At 71.9% G+C, this 19915-nt stretch carries 17 protein-coding genes; 6 read left to right on the forward strand and 11 right to left on the reverse strand.

Annotation, left to right across the window (positions count from 1 at the left end; all coding sequences use genetic code 11):
• Positions 1 to 118 precede the first annotated feature (118 nt).
• The gene (locus OG892_RS22730) at positions 119 to 808 is read left to right on the forward strand and encodes a copper homeostasis protein CutC (protein ID WP_073732929.1); all 690 of its coding nucleotides are present in this window, start codon (positions 119 to 121) and stop codon (positions 806 to 808) included.
• Between the two features lie 343 nt (positions 809 to 1151).
• On the opposite strand, the gene OG892_RS22735 is transcribed toward OG892_RS22730, so the two are convergent.
• Positions 1152 to 3233 carry an ATP-binding domain-containing protein gene (locus OG892_RS22735; RefSeq protein WP_371630131.1) on the reverse strand — a complete coding sequence of 694 codons (2082 nt, stop codon included), beginning with the start codon at positions 3231 to 3233 and terminating at the stop codon, positions 1152 to 1154.
• Between the two features lie 410 nt (positions 3234 to 3643).
• Here OG892_RS22735 and OG892_RS22740 point away from each other — a divergent pair, with 410 nt between their 5' ends.
• Positions 3644 to 3832, forward strand: a complete 189-nt coding sequence (locus OG892_RS22740) for a hypothetical protein (RefSeq protein WP_073733177.1) — start codon at positions 3644 to 3646, stop codon at positions 3830 to 3832.
• Positions 3833 to 3856: 24 nt separating this feature from the next.
• On the opposite strand, the gene OG892_RS22745 is transcribed toward OG892_RS22740, so the two are convergent.
• Entirely contained in the window at positions 3857 to 5509 is a 1653-nt protein-coding gene (locus OG892_RS22745) for a DNA repair helicase XPB (RefSeq protein ID WP_073732928.1), read from the reverse strand.
• A gap of 248 nt (positions 5510 to 5757) precedes the next feature.
• Here OG892_RS22745 and OG892_RS22750 point away from each other — a divergent pair, with 248 nt between their 5' ends.
• Both OG892_RS22750 and OG892_RS22755 read left to right on the forward strand, forming a co-directional pair.
• The gene (locus OG892_RS22750) at positions 5758 to 6183 is read left to right on the forward strand and encodes a hypothetical protein (protein WP_073732927.1); all 426 of its coding nucleotides are present in this window, start codon (positions 5758 to 5760) and stop codon (positions 6181 to 6183) included.
• A gap of 4 nt (positions 6184 to 6187) precedes the next feature.
• Positions 6188 to 7135 (forward strand): hypothetical protein, encoded by a 948-nt coding sequence (locus OG892_RS22755; protein WP_371630132.1) that lies wholly within the window; start codon positions 6188 to 6190, stop codon positions 7133 to 7135.
• A 28-nt stretch (positions 7136 to 7163) separates the two neighbouring features.
• On the opposite strand, the gene OG892_RS22760 is transcribed toward OG892_RS22755, so the two are convergent.
• Positions 7164 to 9617: a helicase C-terminal domain-containing protein gene (locus OG892_RS22760; protein ID WP_371630133.1), complete on the reverse strand. Its 2454-nt coding sequence runs from the start codon at positions 9615 to 9617 to the stop codon at positions 7164 to 7166.
• A 76-nt stretch (positions 9618 to 9693) separates the two neighbouring features.
• On the opposite strand from OG892_RS22760, the gene OG892_RS22765 reads away from it, so the two are divergent.
• Positions 9694 to 10818: a hypothetical protein gene (locus tag OG892_RS22765; protein WP_371630134.1), complete on the forward strand. Its 1125-nt coding sequence runs from the start codon at positions 9694 to 9696 to the stop codon at positions 10816 to 10818.
• A gap of 439 nt (positions 10819 to 11257) precedes the next feature.
• Here OG892_RS22765 and OG892_RS22770 read toward each other — a convergent pair whose 3' ends face one another.
• From OG892_RS22770 to OG892_RS22785, 4 genes are read right to left on the reverse strand one after another with little or no spacing between them, the layout of a single operon-like run.
• A complete protein-coding gene (locus tag OG892_RS22770; protein WP_371630135.1) occupies positions 11258 to 12250 on the reverse strand; it encodes an ABC transporter substrate-binding protein in 993 nt (330 codons plus the stop codon).
• Positions 12251 to 12284: 34 nt separating this feature from the next.
• Entirely contained in the window at positions 12285 to 13127 is an 843-nt protein-coding gene (locus OG892_RS22775) for an ABC transporter ATP-binding protein (RefSeq protein WP_311304002.1), read from the reverse strand.
• Positions 13124 to 14194, reverse strand: coding sequence for a FecCD family ABC transporter permease (locus OG892_RS22780; RefSeq protein WP_371630136.1), 1071 nt, complete (start codon positions 14192 to 14194; stop codon positions 13124 to 13126). The genes OG892_RS22775 and OG892_RS22780 overlap by 4 nt, the downstream gene beginning before the upstream one ends.
• Positions 14191 to 15201, reverse strand: coding sequence for an iron ABC transporter permease (locus tag OG892_RS22785; protein ID WP_328865942.1), 1011 nt, complete (start codon positions 15199 to 15201; stop codon positions 14191 to 14193). The genes OG892_RS22780 and OG892_RS22785 overlap by 4 nt, the downstream gene beginning before the upstream one ends.
• Before the next feature lie 123 nt (positions 15202 to 15324).
• Between OG892_RS22785 and OG892_RS22790 the strand changes: the two genes are divergently transcribed.
• Complete coding sequence (locus tag OG892_RS22790) at positions 15325 to 15954, forward strand: HAD family hydrolase (protein ID WP_371630137.1); 630 nt, start codon at positions 15325 to 15327, stop codon at positions 15952 to 15954.
• Positions 15955 to 15982: 28 nt separating this feature from the next.
• On the opposite strand, the gene OG892_RS22795 is transcribed toward OG892_RS22790, so the two are convergent.
• The 4 genes from OG892_RS22795 to OG892_RS22810 all read right to left on the reverse strand — a co-directional run bounded on the left by OG892_RS22795 (position 15983) and on the right by OG892_RS22810 (position 19893).
• Entirely contained in the window at positions 15983 to 16627 is a 645-nt protein-coding gene (locus OG892_RS22795; protein WP_371630138.1) for a hypothetical protein, read from the reverse strand.
• Positions 16628 to 16865: 238 nt separating this feature from the next.
• A complete protein-coding gene (locus OG892_RS22800; RefSeq protein WP_371630139.1) occupies positions 16866 to 18293 on the reverse strand; it encodes a DUF6177 family protein in 1428 nt (475 codons plus the stop codon).
• A 155-nt stretch (positions 18294 to 18448) separates the two neighbouring features.
• Positions 18449 to 19156 carry a pentapeptide repeat-containing protein gene (locus tag OG892_RS22805; RefSeq protein ID WP_371630140.1) on the reverse strand — a complete coding sequence of 236 codons (708 nt, stop codon included), beginning with the start codon at positions 19154 to 19156 and terminating at the stop codon, positions 18449 to 18451.
• 242 nt (positions 19157 to 19398) lie between these two features.
• Positions 19399 to 19893: a hypothetical protein gene (locus tag OG892_RS22810; RefSeq protein WP_371630141.1), complete on the reverse strand. Its 495-nt coding sequence runs from the start codon at positions 19891 to 19893 to the stop codon at positions 19399 to 19401.
• Between the last annotated feature and the right edge of the window lie 22 nt (positions 19894 to 19915).

The following is a 19915-nucleotide window of genomic DNA, read 5'->3' on the forward strand; positions in this document are numbered from 1 at the left end:
GGCGCGCCTCTGACCTCGCGTATCTTGCGTGCGCGGTGAGACTGTGTCCTCGGCCGCTCGGCCCGTAGGCTGGCCATTGGACTAGACCTATAGCTGCTTCCTGGAGGATTGGGTTCCCATGAGCAACCGTGCAGTCCTGGAGGTGATCGCTCTCGACGCGGAGGACGCGGTCGCTGCCCAGGCGGGTGGTGCGGACCGGCTTGAGCTGGTCACCGACATGGCGGCGGACGGCCTCACCCCGTCCTGTGCGACCTTCGCGGCGATCCGTGCCGCGGTGGACATCCCCCTGCGGGTGATGCTCAGAGTGGCGGACGGCTTCGCGGCCGGTGACATCGAGGTACTCGTACGCAAGGCGCGCGAGCTGCGGGCGGAGGGCGCGGACGAGTTCGTGTTCGGCTTCCTGGACGAGGGGGGCCGCCCGGACCTCGTCGCGGTCGAGCGGATCATCGCGGAACTCGACGGCTGCCACTGGACGTTCCACCGCGCGATCGACCGCGCCACCGACCGGGACGCCCTGCGCAAGTCGCTCGCGGACCTGCCGGGTCTTGACACGTACCTCACCGCGGGATCGGCCGCCGGGGTGGACGACGGCATCCCGACACTGCTGGTCGAGGCCGCGCGCAAGGGGGAGCCGGGGTACGAACCGCAGATCCTTGTCGGCGGCGGACTGCGCCTCGACCACCTGCCGGAACTGCTGGACGCGGGGATCGACGCGGTCCACATCGGCGGGGCGGCGCGGCCGGGCGGCTGGGCGGGCCCGGTGGACGCGGCGGCGGTACGGGAGTGGCGGGCGGTGCTGGACGCGTAGCCCTCGGCCGGGGGGCGCGCGAGTTTTGGGTGCCCTCTTCCGGGGTGCGGGGTTCCGTCCTCAATCGCCGGACGGGCTTGGGTGGTGCGGGTGCTCCGCCGGGTGCGGGTGCGCACTGCCCGGTGGGTGGGGGTTCGGGGTCCCTCCGGGGCGTCTCCTCAAACGACGAACGTGCGGGGGGTCCGTGAGGGACCCGGGTCTGTGTTCGTCGTTCTGCGGGGACTCCCCTGCACGCCCCCGAACCCGGCCGTCGCGCGTCTGCGGCTGGGGTGGGGACGTGCAGGGGAGTCCCCGCAGGGGCATCGCCCCCCACCCCCCGGGGCAGGCGCGCCCCCACGGGACCTCAGGCGGTCAGCTGGTCCGGGAGCGGCGCCGCGTGGACCACGATCAGGCCGGAGACCGCACGGGTCAGGGCCACGTACAGGCGGCGCAGGCCCGTCCGTTCGTCCGGTTCGCCGTCGACCACGGCCGCCGGTTCGTCCAGCACCACGTAGTCGTACTCGAGGCCCTTCGCCAGTGACGCCGGGACCAGGGTCAGCCGGGACTCGGCGGTCGTCTCCTCACCGGGGGAGAGATAGCTGTGGCCCGCCGCCGTCAGGGCGGCCGCCAGCGACGGGATACGGGCGTCGGCGGCGATCAGGCCCGTCGAACCCTCCTGCTCCAGCGACTCCTCGCAGGCCGCGACCACCGCCGCGTCCAGCGCATCCGCATCCGCATCCGCCGTCCGCCGTACCGACAGCGAACCCGGCGACTCACGCACCGACTCCACCGCCGTCAGGCCGGGCGAGATCACCGGCAGCAGCCGGGACGCGTACGCGATCACCTCGCGCGGCACGCGGAAACCGGCCGTCAGCTCCTCCACCACCGCGTCCGCCTTGCCGAGATGGTGCAGCGCCTGCTCCCAGCTCTGCGTCGACCACGGCGTCGTGCCCTGCGCCAGGTCCCCGAGGACGGTGGCGGAACCGGTCGAGCAGCGCCGGCCCACCGCCCGGTACTGCATGGGGGAGAGGTCCTGCGCCTCGTCGATCACCACATGGCCCAGCGAGTGCGTGCGCGCCACCAGGTCGTTCGCCTCGTCGATCAGCACCGCGTCCGCCGCCGACCACTTCGCGGACTTCACGCTGCGGGCCGGTTTGCTCCACAGGATCGTCTTCTGCTCGTCCTCCGTCAGCAGCCCGTCCGCCTGCGCGGCCAGGAACTCCGGGTCCGACAGCAGCCGCAGCACCAGCTTCGCCGGTTCGACCGCGGGCCAGGCCGCCTTCACCGCCGCCTTCACCGCAGGGGTGCGCGCCACCGCGTTCTGCACCCGGTCGTCGGGCGCCTCGCCCGCCTCCTCCATCCGCACCAGCACGGCGTGCGCGATGCGCTGCGGAAGGGCCTCGTGCGCGGCCCCGTACCGCATGTCGCGGGCCAGCAGCTCCTCGACCATCTCCTCGATCTCGTACGCGGGCACCCGCCAGCGCCGTGAACCGCGCACCACCATCACCGGCTCCGTCGGCGGCGTCACGTGCGAACGGATCGCCCGCCGCAGCACCTCCGCCATCCGGGCGTCGCCCTTCACGACGGCGGCCCGCGCCTCGTCCGTACCCCGGACCTCGACGTTCGCCGTCACCAGATCGTCGACGGTCGCCTGCTTGACCTCCAGCTCACCGAGGGCGGGCAGCACCTGCTCGATGTAGTGGAGGAAGGACCGGTTCGGCCCGATGACCAGCGTCCCGGTGCGGGCCAGCCGGTCCCGGTGCGCGTACAGCAGATACGCGACCCGGTGCAGGCCGACGGCGGTCTTCCCGGTGCCGGGCCCGCCCTGCACGCAGACGGAGCCGCCCAGCTCGCTGCGGACGATCTCGTCCTGCTCCGGCTGGATCGTCGCGACGATGTCGCGCATCGGGCCGACGCGCGGCCGCTCGATCTCCGCCTGGAGGAGCTTGCTGGTCTGCGCGGCCTCTGCCGGGTCGGTGAGGTGCTCGTCCTCGTACGCGGTCAGCTCGCCGCCGGTGTAGCCGAAGCGGCGCCGCTGGCCGACGTCGAGCGGGTCGTTGCGGGACGCCCGGTAGAACGGCTGGGAGACCGGCGCCCGCCAGTCGATCACCATCGGGTCGCCGTCGGCGTCGTGGACGTGGCGGCGCCCGATGTAGAACTGCTCGCCCTCCGCGCCCTCGGCCTTCTCCGCGCCGACCACGTGGAGGTAGTCGAGCCGTCCGAAGAAGAGCGGGGTGTGGGCGAGGTCGGCCAGTGACTTGATGCGGTCGGTGATCTGGGCCTGGAGTACCGCGGCGTTCACCCAGTTCGCCGTGACATCGCGGATGTTCAGGGCCTGGGCGTCCTCGCGCATGGCACGCAGCGCGGCGCGCGAGGCAGCCAGATGGGCGCGTTCATGAGCCAGGGGATCGGTGGTGGTGTCGCTTTCGTGTACGTGCGCGGGCACGGTGTTGCCTCCGGCATTCAACGCAGGACGGCGGACCGCTTCCCGTCCCCGGCCGTTCACCGGGGGCGATGCGGTCCGCTCGGGGATCGATCACTGGTACGCACGAGGGCGCGCGTACGGCTGTCGGCCGGTTTCCGTCCGGTCGGCGGCGCTCCCCCGGCTGCCGGCGCGAGCCCTCGCGGGCTGCCGGTACCACGGTGCGGGAGGCGGGCAGACCGGCGATTGTATCGACGGGCCGGGCCGGGCGCGAATGAATAACCACCGGAGTACGGCCGCGGAGTGCCGGGGCGTACGGCCGAGGGGTCCGTCCCGTAGGGGACGGCATGGCACCACAGGGGTAGCCGGGGCCCCGGCACCTTCACCCTGCGGGCCGACGACGTCACCCGGCCGGCCGGAGCACCATGGAATACATGAGCACCGTCATTCTGAACCCGCGAAGGACCGGCCCCGCGCACGGCGCGACCGCGGCCACCGGTCACCACCACAGCCACCGGGCCGGGAAGGCCCTGCGCGCCGCCGGGATCTTCGTACGGGCCGCGTTCGGCGTCGCCGTCCTCGGTGAGTACGCGGAGGAGGCGGGGGTCCGCCGCAACCGCTGACCGCCCGCCCCCCCGCCCGTTCCCTCAGCTGTCGCGGTCGTCCGTCAGCAGCTCGTCCGCGTCGACGATCCGGTACGCGTAGCCCTGCTCGGCCAGGAAGCGCTGGCGGTGGGCCGCGAAGTCCTGGTCGATCGTGTCGCGGGCGACCACCGAGTAGAACCGCGCCTCGTGCCCGTCCGCCTTCGGCCGCAGCACCCGGCCGAGCCGCTGGGCCTCCTCCTGGCGCGAGCCGAACGTGCCGGACACCTGGATCGCGACGGTGGCCTCCGGCAGGTCGATGGAGAAGTTCGCCACCTTCGACACGACGAGCACGCTGATCTCGCCCTCCCGGAACGCGCCGAACAGCTTCTCGCGCTGCGCGTTGCTGGTCTCGCCCTTGATCACCGGGGCGTTCAGATGCTCACCCAGCTCGTCGAGCTGGTCGATGTACTGCCCGATGACCAGGGTCTGCTCGCCCCGGTGCTTGCGCACCAGCGCCTCTGTGACCTTCCGCTTGGTCGCGGTCGTGGCGCAGTACCGGTACTTCTCCTCGGCCTCGGCGGTCGCGTACGCGAGCCGCTCGCTGTCCGTCAGATTGACCCGTACCTCGACACAGTCGGCGGGGGCGATGTAGCCCTGCGCCTCGATCTCCTTCCACGGGGCGTCGAACCGCTTGGGCCCGATCAGCGAGAAGACGTCCGACTCGCGGCCGTCCTCCCGCACCAGCGTGGCCGTGAGCCCCAGCCGGCGCCGTGCCTGGAGATCGGCGGTGAACTTGAAGACCGGCGCGGGCAGCAGGTGCACCTCGTCGTAGATCACCAGACCCCAGTCGCGGGAGTCGAACAGCTCCAGGTGCGCGTAGACGCCCTTGCGACGGGTCGTGAGCACCTGGTACGTGGCGATGGTGACCGGCCGGATCTCCTTGCGGGTGCCGCTGTACTCGCCGATCTCCTCCTCGGTCAGCGAGGTGCGCTTCACCAGCTCGTGCTTCCACTGCCGGGCGGAGACGGTGTTGGTGACCAGGATCAGCGTGGTCGCCTTCGCCTGCGCCATCGCACCCGCGCCCACCAGCGTCTTCCCGGCACCGCAGGGCAGCACGACCACACCGGAACCGCCATGCCAGAACCCCTCGACCGCCTGCTGCTGGTAGGGCCGCAGCGCCCAGCCGTTCTCGTCCAGCTCGATCGGGTGCGCCTCGCCGTCCACGTAACCGGCGAGGTCCTCCGCGGGCCAGCCCAGCTTCAGCAGCGTCTGCTTGACCTGCCCGCGCTCCGAGGGGTGCACGGCCACGGTGTCGGGGTCGATCCGCGCGCCGACCAGCGGCTGGACCTTCTTCGACCGGAGGATCTCCTCCAGGACGGGCCGGTCGGTGGAGGTCAGCACCAGTCCGTGGACCGGGTGCTTGGAGAGCGTGAGGCGGCCGTACCGGCCCATCGTCTCCGCGATGTCGACGAGCAGCGCGTGCGGTACGGGGTAGCGGGAGTACTGCACCAGCGCGTCGACGACCTGCTCGGCGTCGTGCCCCGCGGCCCGCGCGTTCCACAGCCCGAGCGGGGTCAGCCGGTAGGTGTGGATGTGCTCGGGCGCGCGCTCCAGCTCGGCGAAGGGGGCGATCACCCGGCGGCAGGCGTCGGCCTGCTCGTGGTCGACTTCGAGGAGCAGCGTCTTGTCGCTCTGGACGATGAGGGGTCCGGTCACGCGCTTCGGCCCTTTCTACTGCGGGGTGGCCGTGGACCGGCCAAACGTCCAGTGTGCCGTACGCGGTCGCGGGATGCGGCGGGTGCGGGCGCCCCGGCCCTGACCAGCCATGCTCACGGCCCGTCAGGGGCCGGGCTCCGTGGACACCGTGTGCACATGCTCAGTAACTCCTCAAATCGCGGGACGCCTCACCGTCGCGGGCGATATACACGTTTCTCCGGTGGTACGGCGAAGGCAGGAGTAGGGCCATGGACTTGGAACTCGCGGCACTGGCCGGTCAGGCCGCTTCGACGGTGGTCAACGGAATGGCGACGACCGGGTGGGAACAGGTTCAGCGGGCGGTGGGCGAGCTGTGGCGCCGGGCGCAGCCCGGTGGGGCGGACGCGGCGGTGGGGGATCTGGACCGGATGCGCACCGAACTCCTCGCCGCCCGGCGGGACGGGGACGACGGCACAGAGGAGGAGCTCGTCTCCGAATGGAAGCAGCGCCTGCGCCGGCTGATGGCCGACCACCCGGAGCTGGTGCCCGCGATGGAGCAGCTGATCAACGAGGTGCGGGCGGCCGGCCGGCCGGAGGACTTCCGGGCCCACCGCATCACCATGAAGGCGCGGGCGTCGGGGAAGGCCCGCATCACCATGGCGGGGCGTGACGTCAACATCACCGAGCGCAGGTGACGGTTTGAGCTACTCCCGAGGGAACCCGGGCGGATTCGACGACGACGACGATTACTACGGCGGCGACGACGATGACGATTACGGCGACGGCGGTACCGGTGACACCGGCGGGACCCGGATCAACGCGCGGGCGTCCGGGCGGGGCCGGGTCACGGTCGCCGGCCGCGACATCACCAGTAGTTACTTCATCAGCGTCTCGTCGGCGGTGCTCGTCGGACTGCTGGGCCTCGCCCTGCTCCTCGGCACGTGGAAGCCGTGGGAGGGGACGTCGGTGGCCGGGAACGGGAAGCCCTCGGACGGCGTGAGCTCTCCGGTGATACCCCCACCGCGCCCGGATCCGCCGACGGGCGGCGAGACCAAGAAGCCGGACGACGACCGCACCACTCCCGCCCCGGACGACGGCCCCACCACGCCCGCTCCCTCGACCACCACCCCCGCCCCCTCTTCACCCGCCCCGCCCGACCCGGTGGACGTGGCGTTCGCGTCCGTCCGCGTCGGGACCTGCCTCAACGTGTACGACGAGGGCTGGGGCAAGCTCAGCCAGGACCGGCCGGGCGCGGTGGACTGCGGTGCCAGCTTCGCGTACTCGAAGGTGACGATGGTGACGACGTCCGCCTCCGGCTGCCCCGAGGGCGGGGGCCAGCACGGCTGGGGCCATGTGAACGACGACGGGTCCTCCATCGCGCTCTGCCTGGACCGGGTGTTCGTCGCGGGGCAGTGCTTCCCCGCGGTACTGACCAAACAGGCCGACGGCTCGGTCAAGGGCACCGGGCGGCTGTTCAGCGTCTGGGGCTGCGACCGGACACAGGTCCCGAAGGGACAGAACGCGGTCATGGGCATTACGGCGCTGGTCAGCGGCGGCAACTGCCCGCAGCGGAGCGACCGCCGGACGCTCTCCTGGTCGGTCTTCAACGGGTCGGCCAAGGTCTGCGCCGTACAGGTGCAGCACTGAGCCGTCCCGGCACCGGCCGGGGCGGCGACTACGCCGTCTGGTCGTCCGCCAGTTCCGCGACGCCCGTGATGCGGTGCAGCGGGTACGTGCGGACCTCGTCGGCCGTGTGGTCGTACGCCGTGACGTAGCCGCCCTCGACGCGGACCGGGGCGATGACGCGCTGGCTGGCGGCGCCCTCCGCGTTCACGTAGCCGATCCAGATCGCGGAGCCCGTCATCGCGGCCGCCTGGACCGTCACCAGGGTCTCGGCCGACGTCGTACGGGGCAGCGCGTCCCCGGGCGCCGCCGGGCCGGTGTCCTTGTGGACGACCGTGGCGGCCGTGTCACCGGCCCGGATCGCCCGGACCGCCGCGCCCAGCAGGGCGGGCTCCGGAAGCGGCGGGCCCTCGGGGACCGGCTCCGGGGCCGAGCGGGGCGGGGTGCGGCGGGCGCCCGCACGGGTGATCAGGACATCGCCGTCGGCGGACTCCGCGGCGGGCGCGTAGCCGAGTTCGCGCAGCCCGTCCAGGAGCGAGACCGGGTCGATCTGGGCGGCGAGGGCCGTCGGGGCCAGGCGGCGCAGCCGCAGGGTGGCCGAGCGCTTGTCGGCGAGGATCTCGTTGAGGACGGCCTCGTCGTCGCAGCGCACGTACGAGGACGCGGCGCCGATCCGCAGGTGGCCGTGGCGGCGGGCGACGTCGTCGATGAGGTAGCTCAGCGGCTGCGGAACCGGCGTACGGCTGTGCGCGGCGAGGAACGCGTGCAGGTCCGCGGCGGACTGCCCGGCGTCCAGAGCACGCCGTACGGACCCCGGCGTGAACCGGTAGACCGTCGCACCGCCCTTCGACTCGATGTCCGCGAGCGCGGCGAGCATGTCCGCCAGCGGGCGCTCCAGCGGGCCGGGTGCCACGGCGGTCAGGTCGGCCTGGAGCAGGACGTGGTCCAGGGGCTCCGGGATGAGCGGGGCGAGCCTGGCGGCGGCCGCCGCGGGTCCGGCCGTCAGCAGGGCGCGGGTCTGCGAGGCGAGGGCGCCGCGGCCGGTGATGCCGAGGAGCTCGCACTCGTTCAGCGTCCACAGGGCGATCCGGGACCGCAGGTCGGTGGTGTCCCCGGCCGAGGTGGAGGCGCCGCGCAGCGGGCGTTCCCAGCGGAGCCGGGCGAGCAGCGTCTCCGGTTCCGGGGCGGTGCCCGGCGCCAGCGCGTCGAGCAGGGCCAGCACCCGGTGGCGGATCTCGGGGGCGGCGGAGCGGTCGAGGCCAGGGCCGAGGGTGGACAGGGCGCGGCCCTTGGCGTCCTGGCCGCCCACCAGGCCCGGGGCGCGGGTGGCGGCGAGCCAGGCGGTGGCGAGCCGCACCCAGCGGTCCTCGGCCGGGAGCTCGGTCCAGTCGTCGTACGCGGGGGTCGGTGCGTACCGCTCGTCGGTCTCGCCGTCGGAGGCCAGCAGCCCGGCCGCGTAGGCGAGTTCGATCCAGAACGCGGCGACGGGCTCCGACACGTCCAGCACCGTCGCGGTCTTCTTCAGCTCGCGGACGCTGAGCCCGCCGGCCCGCAGTATGGCGGGGCCGCCGCCGTTCCAGCTCTTCAGGAGCTCCTCGACGGTGGACACCGACAGGAACGCCTGGCCGGCCGCCGCGCTGTCCACAGCCTGTGGATCGCGTTCGGCCGCGGCCGCCACGACCGGCGGCAGCGGCTCCGGCACCCGGTGGGCGCGCCCGGCCCGCAGGTGCAGGGCGGCCTCGCGCGGCAGCACCACGGTGCGGGTCGACACCGGCAGCAACAGCCCCCGGTCGCGCAGCCACTTCACGGGCGGCGTCGGATTCGGGGTCACCTCCCCGTACGGCGGGCCCCAGACCAGCCGGTCCAGCACCGACAGGGCCTCCACGGGCGCGGTGTCCAGCAGTTCGCCCATCCGGACCCGGTCGGTGAAGAGCGCGGACAGCGCGCTCACCGCGGACACCGGGTCGTAGGTGGCGGGCAGCCCGGCCGCGGTCAGGATCTCCTGGAGCCGGCCCGGCGACATACCGGCGGTGGCCTCGGAGACGGTCGGGCCGAGACCGGTGGGGGAGGGGTGCTGCGGTGAGGGCGCGAGGAGCTCCCGGGCCGTCCGCACCAGGTGCAGCCGTTCGTCCTCGCCCCAGACGAGAGCCTGTTCGCGCAGGGTGGTGAGGGCGCCGGGCAGCGCGTCCACGATGGCGGCGCCCGCGTCACCGCGAAGCTCGCCGTCGTCCCGGCCGTCGCCGGTGAGCAGCCCGAGCAGGGTGTCGTACGGAGCGGGATCGGGTGCTACCGCGAGCGCTTCCGCGGTCTGCAGGGCGAACCGGTCGAGGTGTTCCAGCGCGCGGACGACGGAGGCACGGGTGCCCGCCCGGGTCGCGAGCTGGGTGATGTCGTTCGGCACGGGGCTGAGGAGGTCGGGCCGGGCGCGCAGCAGCCCGGCCAAGGACTCGTCGTCCCGGGCGCGCAGAGCCTCGGCCAGCGTCCGCGGTGGTGTGGTCATCCCCATCCGTCCCACGGTAGTCGCTCCGGACGGGCCCGAGGGCGCTACCGTCGGTGCAGGGCGGTCAGAGGGGAACCATCGCGTGGGGATCGAGAGCGATCAGCTGGTCTACGACTACCTGAGCCGGGTCGGGGACATGGCACAGCAGCAACAGCTGTCCTCGGGCACCCGGATGAGGCTGGTCTCGGCGCTTCGGGGCGAGATCGACCGGCAGCGGGTGACGCAGGCGGCGGACACTCCGGCGGCGGTGCGCCGCATCATCGGGAAGCTCGGCACACCGGACGAACTGGTCGCCGCGGCGGCCTCGTCCGCCGACGGATCGGTGCGGCTGCCGCAGCCTTCGGAGGCGGCGCCGGGCCCCGCGAAGGCGCCCGGGGTCCCCCGGCCGCGCAGACCGAAGCTCCGCAAGGACAACCGCCGAAGCGGCCGGAAAGACAGTTCGCGCAAGGGCGCGTCGGAGCCGTCCGAGGCTCCCGCAGCTCCCCCAGCGGCACCGGCCGGCGGCGGACCGTCCTCCCCGCACCGCGCCGGCACGGACGAGCTCGGTCCGTCCGGGAGCGAGGCGGACTGGTGGCGCGTCGAACCGGGCCCCTTCGGGGAGGCCGGCGAGTTCGGCGCGGGCACGGAAGTGGCGGGGTTCCGCGGCGGGGTGGAGATCCCCGCGGTGCTGCGCCCGCCGGTCGCGGACGACGAGGACGGCGACGACGGGGAGTTCGAGGAGGACGAGTACGAGGACGGCGACGGGGAGTTCGAGGAGGCGGACGAGGAGGCGCGGGCCGCGCCCCGGCGGCGGTGGCTGCCCAAGCGGCGCCGTGTCCGGGGCGACGGGGACGGGGGCCGGGCGCCCCGTCGAGGCTTCTCGCACCCCGTCCTGCTGCTCGCCGCAGGCCTGCTGTTGGCCGGCGCGGTGATGGACTCCCCGCAGGCCCTGCTGGCTCTGGCGGGCGGCTGGGCCCTCGCGTACAGCTCCCGCAAGCTGTCCCGCGCAGAGGCGAAGTGGGTGGCGATGGGGCTGCCCGGCGTGGTCGCGGCGGGCGCTCTCGTCTGGCTGTGGGGCCGGATGGACGGCCGGTGGGGCGCGCCCATCGGGGACGGGCAGATGGGCCCCGCAATCGGCCAGACCTGGCCGTGGGTGCTGCGGGGCGCGGCCGTGGCCTCGGCGCTCTACCTGGTGTGGCGGGCGCGGGGTCCTCGGCCGGGGCGCTGAGGGACCCCCGGTCCGGGGCGCGGGGTGCGCCTTCCCGGTGGGTGGGGGGTGGTGCCCCTCCGGGGCGTCTCCTCGAAAATGGCGTGTTCACCCGGGTACGTGAGGGACCCGGGTCGTACGCCATTTCCTGCGGGGACTCCCCTGCACGTCCCCACCCCAGCATCGTGCGCGTCTGAACACCGGCGAAACGACTGTCGCAGACGCGCGACGAGTGGGTCCGGGGGCGTGCAGGGGAGTCCCCGCAGAAAATTGGCGTACTACCCGGCCCCCGCTACGTCTCCGGTCGCCACGCCAGTTTTTGAGGAGACGCCCCGGAGGGCCCCCGAACCCCCACCCACCGTGCAGGCGCACCCCGCACCCGGCGGAGCCCCCGCACCACCCAAGCCCGTCCGGCGATTGAGGACGGAACCCCGCGCCAAGGAAGGCGGCACCCGCACTGTCAGCCCGTCATCTTCGTCTGGAACTCGTCGAGGATCTGGTCGGCCGCCGTGTAGCCGATGCCCGCGATCCACAGCCGGTCGTCGACCTTGAAGACCTTCCCGTCCTTGGCGGCCTTCAGGTTTTTCCACAGCCCGCTCTTCATGGTCCGGGTCGTGCCCGCCTTGTCCGGGTCGCCGTAGGTCGAGGTGAAGACGGCGTCTGCGTCCGCGAGGTCGATCTTCTCGGGCGACACGTCGTACGAGAAGCCGTCCTTGGCCTTGTCCGTGATGGCGGGGCGGCCCATGCCGATGTCGGCGAGGATCGAGCCGATGTAGTTCTGCTTGCCGTAGATGCGGATGTCCGCGCCCTCGACGAACCGTACGAAGTTGACGTCGGTGGCCGCCGCCTTCTTCTTGCCGCCGACCGCCTCTGTCACCTTCGCGACATGGGCGTCGTACGCGGCGATGACCTTCTTCGCCTCCGCCTGCTTGCCGAGCGCCTCCGCGTGGACCTGGAAGTTGTTCTTCCAGTCCGAGCCGGTGGACTCCGTCATCACGGTCGGGGCGATCGCGCTGAGCTGCTTGTAGCGGTCGCCGTCACGGACCTTGCTGGTGAGGATCAGGTCCGGCTTCAGGGAGGCGACGGCCTCCAGGTTGGGGTTGGCGATCTCGCCGACCTCCTTGATGCCCTTCGTCCTCGCCGCCGGCAGGTAGGCGGGGAAGCCGTCCTCGGTCGCCGAGTGCGTCCCGCCGACCGGCTCCACGCCGAGGGTGAGGGCGGAGTCCAGCTCACCGGTGTCCAGGACCACCACGCGCTGGGGGTGCGCCGGGACCTTCACGTCGCCCATCGCCGTCTTGACGGTGTGCGTGCCGCTGCCCGCGGAAGAGCCGCCGTCGCTCTTGGCGCCGGAGTCGGAACCGGAGTCGGAGGAGCCGCAGGCGGAGAGTGCGAGTGCGCCGGTCAGGGCGAGTGCGCCGAGGGTGAGGCCACGGCGGCGGACGGAGGTGGCCATGGATTGCCTTTCGTAGAGGTGAGGGCGTGCGGAGTCAGGACGCGTGCGCGGGCTGCCAGGGCGCACCGGGTACGACGAGCGGCGAACCCGTCACCGGGTCCGGGACGATCACCGCGTCCAGTCCGAAGACCTCGCGGACGAGCTCGGCGGTGACGACGTCCTCGGGGCGGCCCTCCGCGACGATCCGGCCCGCCTTCATGGCGACCAGGTGGTCGGCGTACCGGGCGGCCTGGTTGAGGTCGTGGAGCACGGTCACCACGGTCCGGCCCCGGGTGCCGTCGGCCGCCGGGGCGGCGAGCCGGCGCACCAGGTCGAGGACCTCCACCTGGTGGGCGATGTCGAGGTACGTGGTCGGCTCGTCGAGCAGCAGCAGATCGGTCTCCTGGGCGAGCGCCATGGCGATCCACACCCGCTGGCGCTGCCCGCCGGACAGTTCGTCCACCGAGCGGGAGCCGAGCGCGGTGATGTCGGTGCGCTCCATGGCGTCCGTCACCGCCCGCTCGTCCTCCTGCGACCACTGCTGCCACCAGTGCTGGTGGGGCTGGCGGCCGCGGGCCACCAGGTCGGAGACGGTGATCGCCTCGGGGGCCACCGGGGTCTGCGGGAGCAGCCCGATCGACTGGGCGATCTTCTTCGTGGGGATCTTCGACAGCTCGGTGCCGTCCAGCAGCACCGCCCCGCCGCGCGGCTTGAGGAGCCGGCCGAGCGCGCGCAGCGTCGTCGATTTGCCGCAGGCGTTCGGCCCGACGATGACCGTCACCCGGCCGTCGGGGACGGCGAGGTCGAGTTCGTGGACGACGGTGCGGTCCTCGTACGCGAGGGTCAGCCCGGCCACCGTCAGCCGGCTGGTCACCGCGTCCTGCTGGGTCGTGGTCATGCGTTGCCTCCCCTGCGGCCACCGTGACCGCGGATGATCAGCCAGATCAGATACGGGGCGCCGACCGCCGCCGTCAGGACGCCCACCGGCAGTTCGGTGGGGGAGAAGAGCCTGCGGGCCAGCAGATCCGCGAAGACGACGATGACCGCGCCGAGCAGCGCGGAGCAGAACAGCGGGATCTGCGCGGTCCGGGTCATCCGGCGGGCGATCTGCGGGGCGAGCAGGGCGACGAAGTCGACCGGCCCGGCCGTCCCCGTCGCCACCGACGCCAGGATCACGCCGAGTGCGACGAGCCCGAGCCGTACCCGGCCGAGGCGCACCCCGAGCGCGGTCGCCGTGTCGTCGTCCATGGTCACGGTGCGCTGCGCGCGGGCCGCCCACAGGACGGCGGGCAGCAGCACGATCAGCGTCCAGCCGATGGGGGCGGCCTCGTCGTAGCCGCGGCCGTTGAGCGAGCCGGTCATCCAGATCTGCGCCTGCTGGGCGACGAGGTAGTCGCCCTTGGTCAGGAACAGTGTGGTGACGGACCGCAGCGCGATGGCGAAGCCGATGCCGATGAGCACGAACCGGGTGGCGTGCAGTCCGCCGCGCCACGCGAAGGCGTAGACGAGCGCGGCGGCGGCGACCCCGCCGATCACCGACAGGTAGGGCAGGACGGTGTACGAGGTGATGCCGAACGTCATCGCGCCGACCGTGAGCGCGCTCGCGCCCTGGCTGATGCCGATGATGTCCGGGCTCGCGAGGGGGTTGCGGGCGACGGTCTGGATCAGTGCGCCGGCGATCCCGAAGGCGAGGCCGACGAGCAGCCCTACGACCATGCGGGGCAGCCGCAGCGTGCCGACGACGAGTTCGTCGGCGGACGGCTTGCCCAGGATCACCTTGAGGACCTCGCCGGGCGCGACGAAGCTCTCGCCGACGCAGAGGTACGCGACGCAGACGACGGCGAGCAGGACGACGAGTGAGGCGGCGACGACCGCGGCCCGGCGGTGCAGCAGGAACCGTCCGCGTGCGCCGACCTTCAGGACGCTGTACCCGGCGGGCCGTACGACGGCCGTGGTGGCGCTCATGCGGGCACCGCCTTCCGGCGCACCAGGGTGACCAGGAACGGCACCCCGATGAGCGCCGTCATGACCCCGGCCGGGACCTCGCTCGGCGGGAAGACGATCCGGCCGATCACATCGGAGACGAGCAGCATCACGGGTCCGATCAGGGCGGCCATCGGGAGCACCCAGCGGTGGTCGCTGCCGACGATCGCGCGGGCGATGTGCGGGACGGCGAGGCCGATGAACGCGATCGGGCCGGCCGCCGCGACGCCGACGCCGGTGAGCACGGTCGCGCCGATGCCGCCGACGATCCGTACGGTCGCGATCTTCTGCCCGAGCCCCTTCGCCATGTCCTCGCCGAGCGCGAGCGCGTCGAGCCCGCGGGCGACGGAGAGCACCAGCACCGTGCCGACCAGCAGGAACGGCCAGATCTGCTGGGCGACCTGGGCCTCGCGTCCGGCGATCGAGCCGACCTGCCAGAACCGGAACTCGTCCAGCGCGGACGCCTTCGTCGTCAGTACGGCCATGGTCACAGAGACCAGCAGCGCGTTGATCGCGGCGCCGCCGAGCGCGAGTTTCACCGGGGTGGCGCCGCCGCGTCCGCTGGAGGCGATGGCGTACACCGCGACGGAGGCGATCGCCGCCCCGGCGAAGGCGAACCAGACGTACCCGGTGAGCGTGTGGATGCCCGCGTACGCGATGGCCAGCACCACCCCGACCGAGGCGCCCTGGCTGATGCCGAGGATGCCGGGGTCGGCGATGGGGTTACGGGTGATGCCCTGGAGCACCGTGCCGGCGAGGGCGAGGGCGGCGCCGACCATCAGCCCGATCAGGGTGCGGGGCACCCGCATGTTCCGGATGACCTCGGCGGCGTCGGAGTGCCCGCCGTGCAGCAGGGCGTCCAGGACGGCGGACGGGGCGATGGTGCGTGCCCCCACGGCGAGGCTGAGCAGTACGGCGAACAGCAGCGCCAGGACGGCCGCCGCCGTCATGAGAGCGCGTCTGGAGCGGCGTGGTGCGGCGGCTGGCATCGGACCCAATCGAAAAGCGAAGCAAGGTGAAGCAAAGTAAGGCTTGGCTAAGTCTAAGCACCGCCTCCGGGCGGCCGTCCGGGGGTGTACCGGGTCCCGTGCCCGCTCGGCACAATGGAAGCCATGGCATCGCACCCCCTGATGGTCGGCTTCGACCTGGACATGACGCTCATCGACTCCCGGCCCGGCATCAAGGCCTGCTACCTGGCCCTTTCCGCCGAGACGGGGGCGGTGATCGACACCGATCTCGTGGTCAGCCGGCTGGGACCGCCGCTGGAGGACGAGTTGGCCAACTGGTTCCCGGCGGCTCAGGTGCCCGCGATGGTCGGCCGTTACCGTGAGATCTATCCCACATACGCGATCGCCTCGTCACCCGCCATGCCCGGCGCGCGCGAGTCGGTCGAGGCGATCCGCGCACTGGGCGGCCGCGCGATGGTCGTCACCGCCAAGTACGAGCCGAGCGCGAAGCTCCACCTGTCCCACGTGGGGATCGAGCCCGACGTACTCACCGGCGGCCTGTGGGCCGAGGCGAAGGCGGAGGCCCTGCGCGAGCACCGGGCAGCCGTCTACGTGGGCGACCATACGGGCGACGTACGCGGCGCACGCGCCGCGGGCGCCCTGTCGGTGGGCGTGACGACGGGCCCGTGCGACGCGGACGAGCTCCGCTCGGCCGGCGCGGACGTGGTCCTGGCGTCACTGACGGAGTTCCCGGCCTGGCTGACCGCGTACGCGGCGAACGGGTACGCGGCGTAGTCGAGGGCGGGGTCCTGCCCTGGGTGCGTCAGCCGGGTACCGCGTCGGTGAGGTCCGGTCCCCGCCCGTCGACGAGGTCAGGGGCTCTGAGCCCGAGGCCCTCCGCCTGACCGTAGTACGTCGGTTCGCCGGGTTCCGGTTCGGCTCCGATTACCTGGGCGAGCTCCCGCAGCGCTGACGCGAGCCGCGGCGCGTTCGCGGCGTGGACGGCCGGGTGGGGCTCGCCCCGGAAGTCGCACGGCCCCCACACGTCGTGGTGCACGGACAGTTCCGCCGAAGGGCCGATCTCGTCCGGTGACACCATCAGTTCGACCAGGCCGTACTCGTTGTGGCGCGTTCCGCTCGCGTCGGACCACGCGCCGGATCCCAGCACGAGGATCGCGCCCATCTCCGCCTGCGGATGACCGGCCGGCCGACAGGCACGGAGGTCATCGGGCAACGCCGGATCAGCGAGCGGACGGTTGATGAGGTCCAGGCGGCTATGGATACCGAGGCCGCCCTTTCCGACCTGGAACCAGTTCCACTCAAGCGCGGAAGGCTCCAGCAGAGCGTGCTTCTGAAGTACCGCGCTCATACGCCCTGCCGTCCTGAGCGCGGACTCCAGGCCGGGCTCCACCACGTCGTCCAGGTCCCAGAACCAGGAGCCGCACTTCCTCGGGGCGCGCATCAACATCGAAATTCCATATCGCCTGCCGGAGTTGGTGTTCCTCGGATGCGAGCCGTTCATGAAGCTGCCGTGTGGCTTCCGGATCGGTCGGGAGCGAAGTCGGCTTCCGGTCTTTGCGGGTACCGGATGACACGATCTCCCCACCACGACTTCTGACAGCGGCCCCGACGCTGTCGATTGCTGCTTATTTTGCGTTTCGCATGTCAATGATGACGTCGCGCAGGTGCCCCCGGTTGATGAATCCTCAGACAGGTGGTGCCCCGCGCAGGTGGCGCAGGAGCTGTTCGAGGGTGGTCCAGCTCTCAGCGGTCTCGCCGTCGCCGAGCGGGTAGTAGAAGCCGGGCCGGACGTTCGGGCCCAGCTGTACCGGTCGTTCCTTCAAGGGCGTTCGGCTCGCGATGTCGCGTCCCGCTTCCCGGACCTCATCGGGGCCCAGCACGAAGGCGTACGGGAGCGGCGGGTGTTCGTAGTGCGGCGGGGCGCTCAGATCCCGGCGTGCCGCGCGCAGTTGGCACAGCATGGTCTGCAGCCCGTACCGGGTCACCAGTTCGTCGGCCAGCCCCGGCAGTGCCTCCAGGGCCGGCTTCTCGCCGGGGTCGTAGCCCACGGTGAGGGTGATGTCCTCCTCCACACCGTCGGGGGTGCGGATCACGCGCAGGGTGGCGACGGCGGGCCGGTCCGGGGTGCCGACGGCCACCGTCCAAGTGGGCTGTGGGGCGCGTTCCTGGGCCAGCTCGGTCAGTTGCCGCCGTGACCAGGTGAGACCGGCCGGTTCCGACGTTCCCCAGCCGGCGGGCGGGTCGCCGGTCAGCGCCTGCCAGGCGGCTTCCAGTGCGCCGCCGAGAGTGAGGTCCGCCGTGGGGCGGTGCATGGTGCGGAAGGAGACGATGAGCTGGCGTTCGCCGGTGGGCTGGACGTCCGTGAAGGCGTCCGCCACCGGGGTCTCGCCGTTCTCGGCCCGGTCGGGGGAGAAGGCGTCGTCCTGCCAGCGCAGTACCGCGCCGGTCAACCCGTCGTAGTAACCACACCGCTCGTCCTGGACCACCCAGCGCGAGGGCGTGGACTGCAACAGCAGGCGGGTGGGCAGGGAGAGGCGGCAGTGCGGCGGGGTGACGATCTGGAGGGACCTGTCACTCTCCACGGTGGCCCGCAGCGCCTCGGAGAGCCAGGACGTCATGGGGACGACGGGCCTGTCCTGGAGGATGACTGCGGCTTTGCCGGTCAGCATGTCGACGGCCGGCTGGGCGGCGGCGGGGACCGGTACGGCAGTGACTCCCGAGACATCGACCGGGCGGGCCGCGCCGATGGTGCCTGGAGCGTCGTGCGGCCAGACCCGGCCGCCGAGCAGCATGGTGAGACGGGCCGCGAAGGCTCCCGCGAGCTCTTCGGCCTCGGGGACGCCCGCGGCGGCGCGGGCCTCGACCCACCATGCCGGGCCGTCGCCGGACGGCTCGGCGCCGGGCCCAAGCAGCCGGGTCGCCTCGCCCGGTACCTGGAGCAGCAGCGGCACCTCGATCGATACGAGCGGCCGGCCCTCGGCGTCGCACAGCTGAACCACGGCGCCCTCTCCGGTGGTCCCGACCCGCAGGTCCGGGCCGCCGGCGAGCAGGCCCGCCAGGATGCTCAACACGTCCGGCATCCGCTCGGTGAGCGCGATCACGTCCTTGGTCATGTGGTGTTCCCCCTGGGTGGTGCACGGGCCGGTGTCTGTTTTCCCAGACTCGTCGTTCCGTGAGTCGCCGTCCTCGGAACGGGGACGACGGGCTCAGTGAAACCGGTCACCCGCTGCGGAATGTGTGGATTCCGGCCAACGGCTCGTGCAGGGCCCTATTGCGGGGCGCGGCGCGGAGGAATCACTTGTACCTGCCCACCTCGCGCGCCGATCCACGCCTCAAGTTCCGCACCGGCCAGCTCTCGGGACGAATCGCCATTGTTGACGGTGATCGGACCGAAAACTGTGCCTGTCAGGCCACGCAGCACGGTGTTGTCATCGACTTTGATCTCGAACATGTTCTCGTCAAGAACGGCATCGGTCAGGTCCGCCCCCCTCATATCGGTGTCGATCAGCGAAGAACCGAGGAACCTGGTTCCTCGGAAGCTCGCTCCCGATGCGTCGGCGTCGCACAGCGAAGCCCCAACCATGTCCGCCCTGTCCAGTCGCGCCGATCGAAGCACGGCCTCGTCCAGATTCGCCTTGACGAGATCCGCCTCAGTGAGATCCGCGCCGGTGAGGTCTGCCGACTGCAGGTCGGCCCGGTAGAAGGATGCGCCGACGAGCCGCACTCCCACGAGTACCGCGTCGGTGAACCACGCATTCGAGAAGTTCCCGCCCGACAGGTCGGCTCCCTGGAAGTCGCACCCCATCCCGTTGAGATCATATTCATCCGACGCGAGCCATTCATGAAGCTGCCGGACAGCTTCCGGGTCAATTGGGAGCAAAGTCGGCTTCCAATTCTTACGGGTACCAGATGACACGATCTCCCCAACCATGACTCTCGACAGCGTCCCGGACACTGTTGATTGCTCCTTGGCCATGCCGTGTCCACCCGGGCATACGTGGTCGGCTGTCGTCTCGATGCCGCCGTCCGTGGTGGCAAGTGCCGTCTGGGTCAGGCCTGGGCGCCGCCCCGGCGCACGCCGCCCAGCGGCGATCGGGCTCCTCCGTCTCTGCCTGTCAACAGGTGATCACTGACCGGACGAGGCGGGACTCGGGCCGCTCACCCGTCCCGGGGAAGCGGGTACGGGTGCTGGAAGGAGTAAACCCCTGTTTCGTCAACTCAAGCAGCGAGCAGGGTCTTGGCGCGGAGGAAGATGTCGTCGTCGTCCAACTGCACAGATTCCGCCTCGATATCGGTCACGATCCGCTGCAGAACCTTCGCCCACTCGCTGACGAATACCTGAGTACTGACCACCGAATCGCCCCGCTCGGCCAGCAGCGACTCGTAGTTCCCGAGTGTGCTGTGCCAGCGTGCCTGAATCCTCAGAGAATCGTCCGCGCGGACGATCCTCCATTCGGCCGAGAATGTGTCGGATCCCCAGAAGACCTCGGTCTCCGTGAACTGAGGCCGCTGAATCTCCTCAAGAAGGGGCACCAGGTCGTCGAGAAGGGCGGCGAGGTCATAGCCGTATGGCAGCCGGACCGGCACCAGGTTCCAGACGAGGATGGCATCCTCGGCCTCGGAGGAGTACATCTCGCCGATCGCGTCAGCCATGTCGGCGGCGGATTCGCACTTCCGGACGGCCGGGCATCCTGCCTGGATCGAGAAACTCATCTCGTTCCTATGGTGTGGTCGG

This window comes from Streptomyces sp. NBC_00341 (assembly GCF_041435055.1).
In the GTDB taxonomy this organism is placed as follows: Bacteria; Actinomycetota; Actinomycetes; order Streptomycetales; family Streptomycetaceae; genus Streptomyces.

Coding starts and splice junctions, on each gene's coding strand:
- OG892_RS22730 (WP_073732929.1), top strand. CDS start 119: ATGAGCAACCGTGCAGTCCTGGAGGTGATCGCTCTCGACGCGGAGGAC.
- OG892_RS22740 (WP_073733177.1), top strand. CDS start 3,644: ATGAGCACCGTCATTCTGAACCCGCGAAGGACCGGCCCCGCGCACGGC.
- OG892_RS22750 (WP_073732927.1), top strand. CDS start 5,758: ATGGACTTGGAACTCGCGGCACTGGCCGGTCAGGCCGCTTCGACGGTG.
- OG892_RS22760 (WP_371630133.1), bottom strand. CDS start 9,617: ATGGGGATGACCACACCACCGCGGACGCTGGCCGAGGCTCTGCGCGCC.
- OG892_RS22770 (WP_371630135.1), bottom strand. CDS start 12,250: ATGGCCACCTCCGTCCGCCGCCGTGGCCTCACCCTCGGCGCACTCGCC.
- OG892_RS22775 (WP_311304002.1), bottom strand. CDS start 13,127: ATGACCACGACCCAGCAGGACGCGGTGACCAGCCGGCTGACGGTGGCC.
- OG892_RS22780 (WP_371630136.1), bottom strand. CDS start 14,194: ATGAGCGCCACCACGGCCGTCGTACGGCCCGCCGGGTACAGCGTCCTG.
- OG892_RS22785 (WP_328865942.1), bottom strand. CDS start 15,201: ATGCCAGCCGCCGCACCACGCCGCTCCAGACGCGCTCTCATGACGGCG.
- OG892_RS22790 (WP_371630137.1), top strand. CDS start 15,325: ATGGCATCGCACCCCCTGATGGTCGGCTTCGACCTGGACATGACGCTC.
- OG892_RS22795 (WP_371630138.1), bottom strand. CDS start 16,627: ATGTTGATGCGCGCCCCGAGGAAGTGCGGCTCCTGGTTCTGGGACCTG.
- OG892_RS22800 (WP_371630139.1), bottom strand. CDS start 18,293: ATGACCAAGGACGTGATCGCGCTCACCGAGCGGATGCCGGACGTGTTG.
- OG892_RS22805 (WP_371630140.1), bottom strand. CDS start 19,156: ATGGCCAAGGAGCAATCAACAGTGTCCGGGACGCTGTCGAGAGTCATG.
- OG892_RS22810 (WP_371630141.1), bottom strand. CDS start 19,893: ATGAGTTTCTCGATCCAGGCAGGATGCCCGGCCGTCCGGAAGTGCGAA.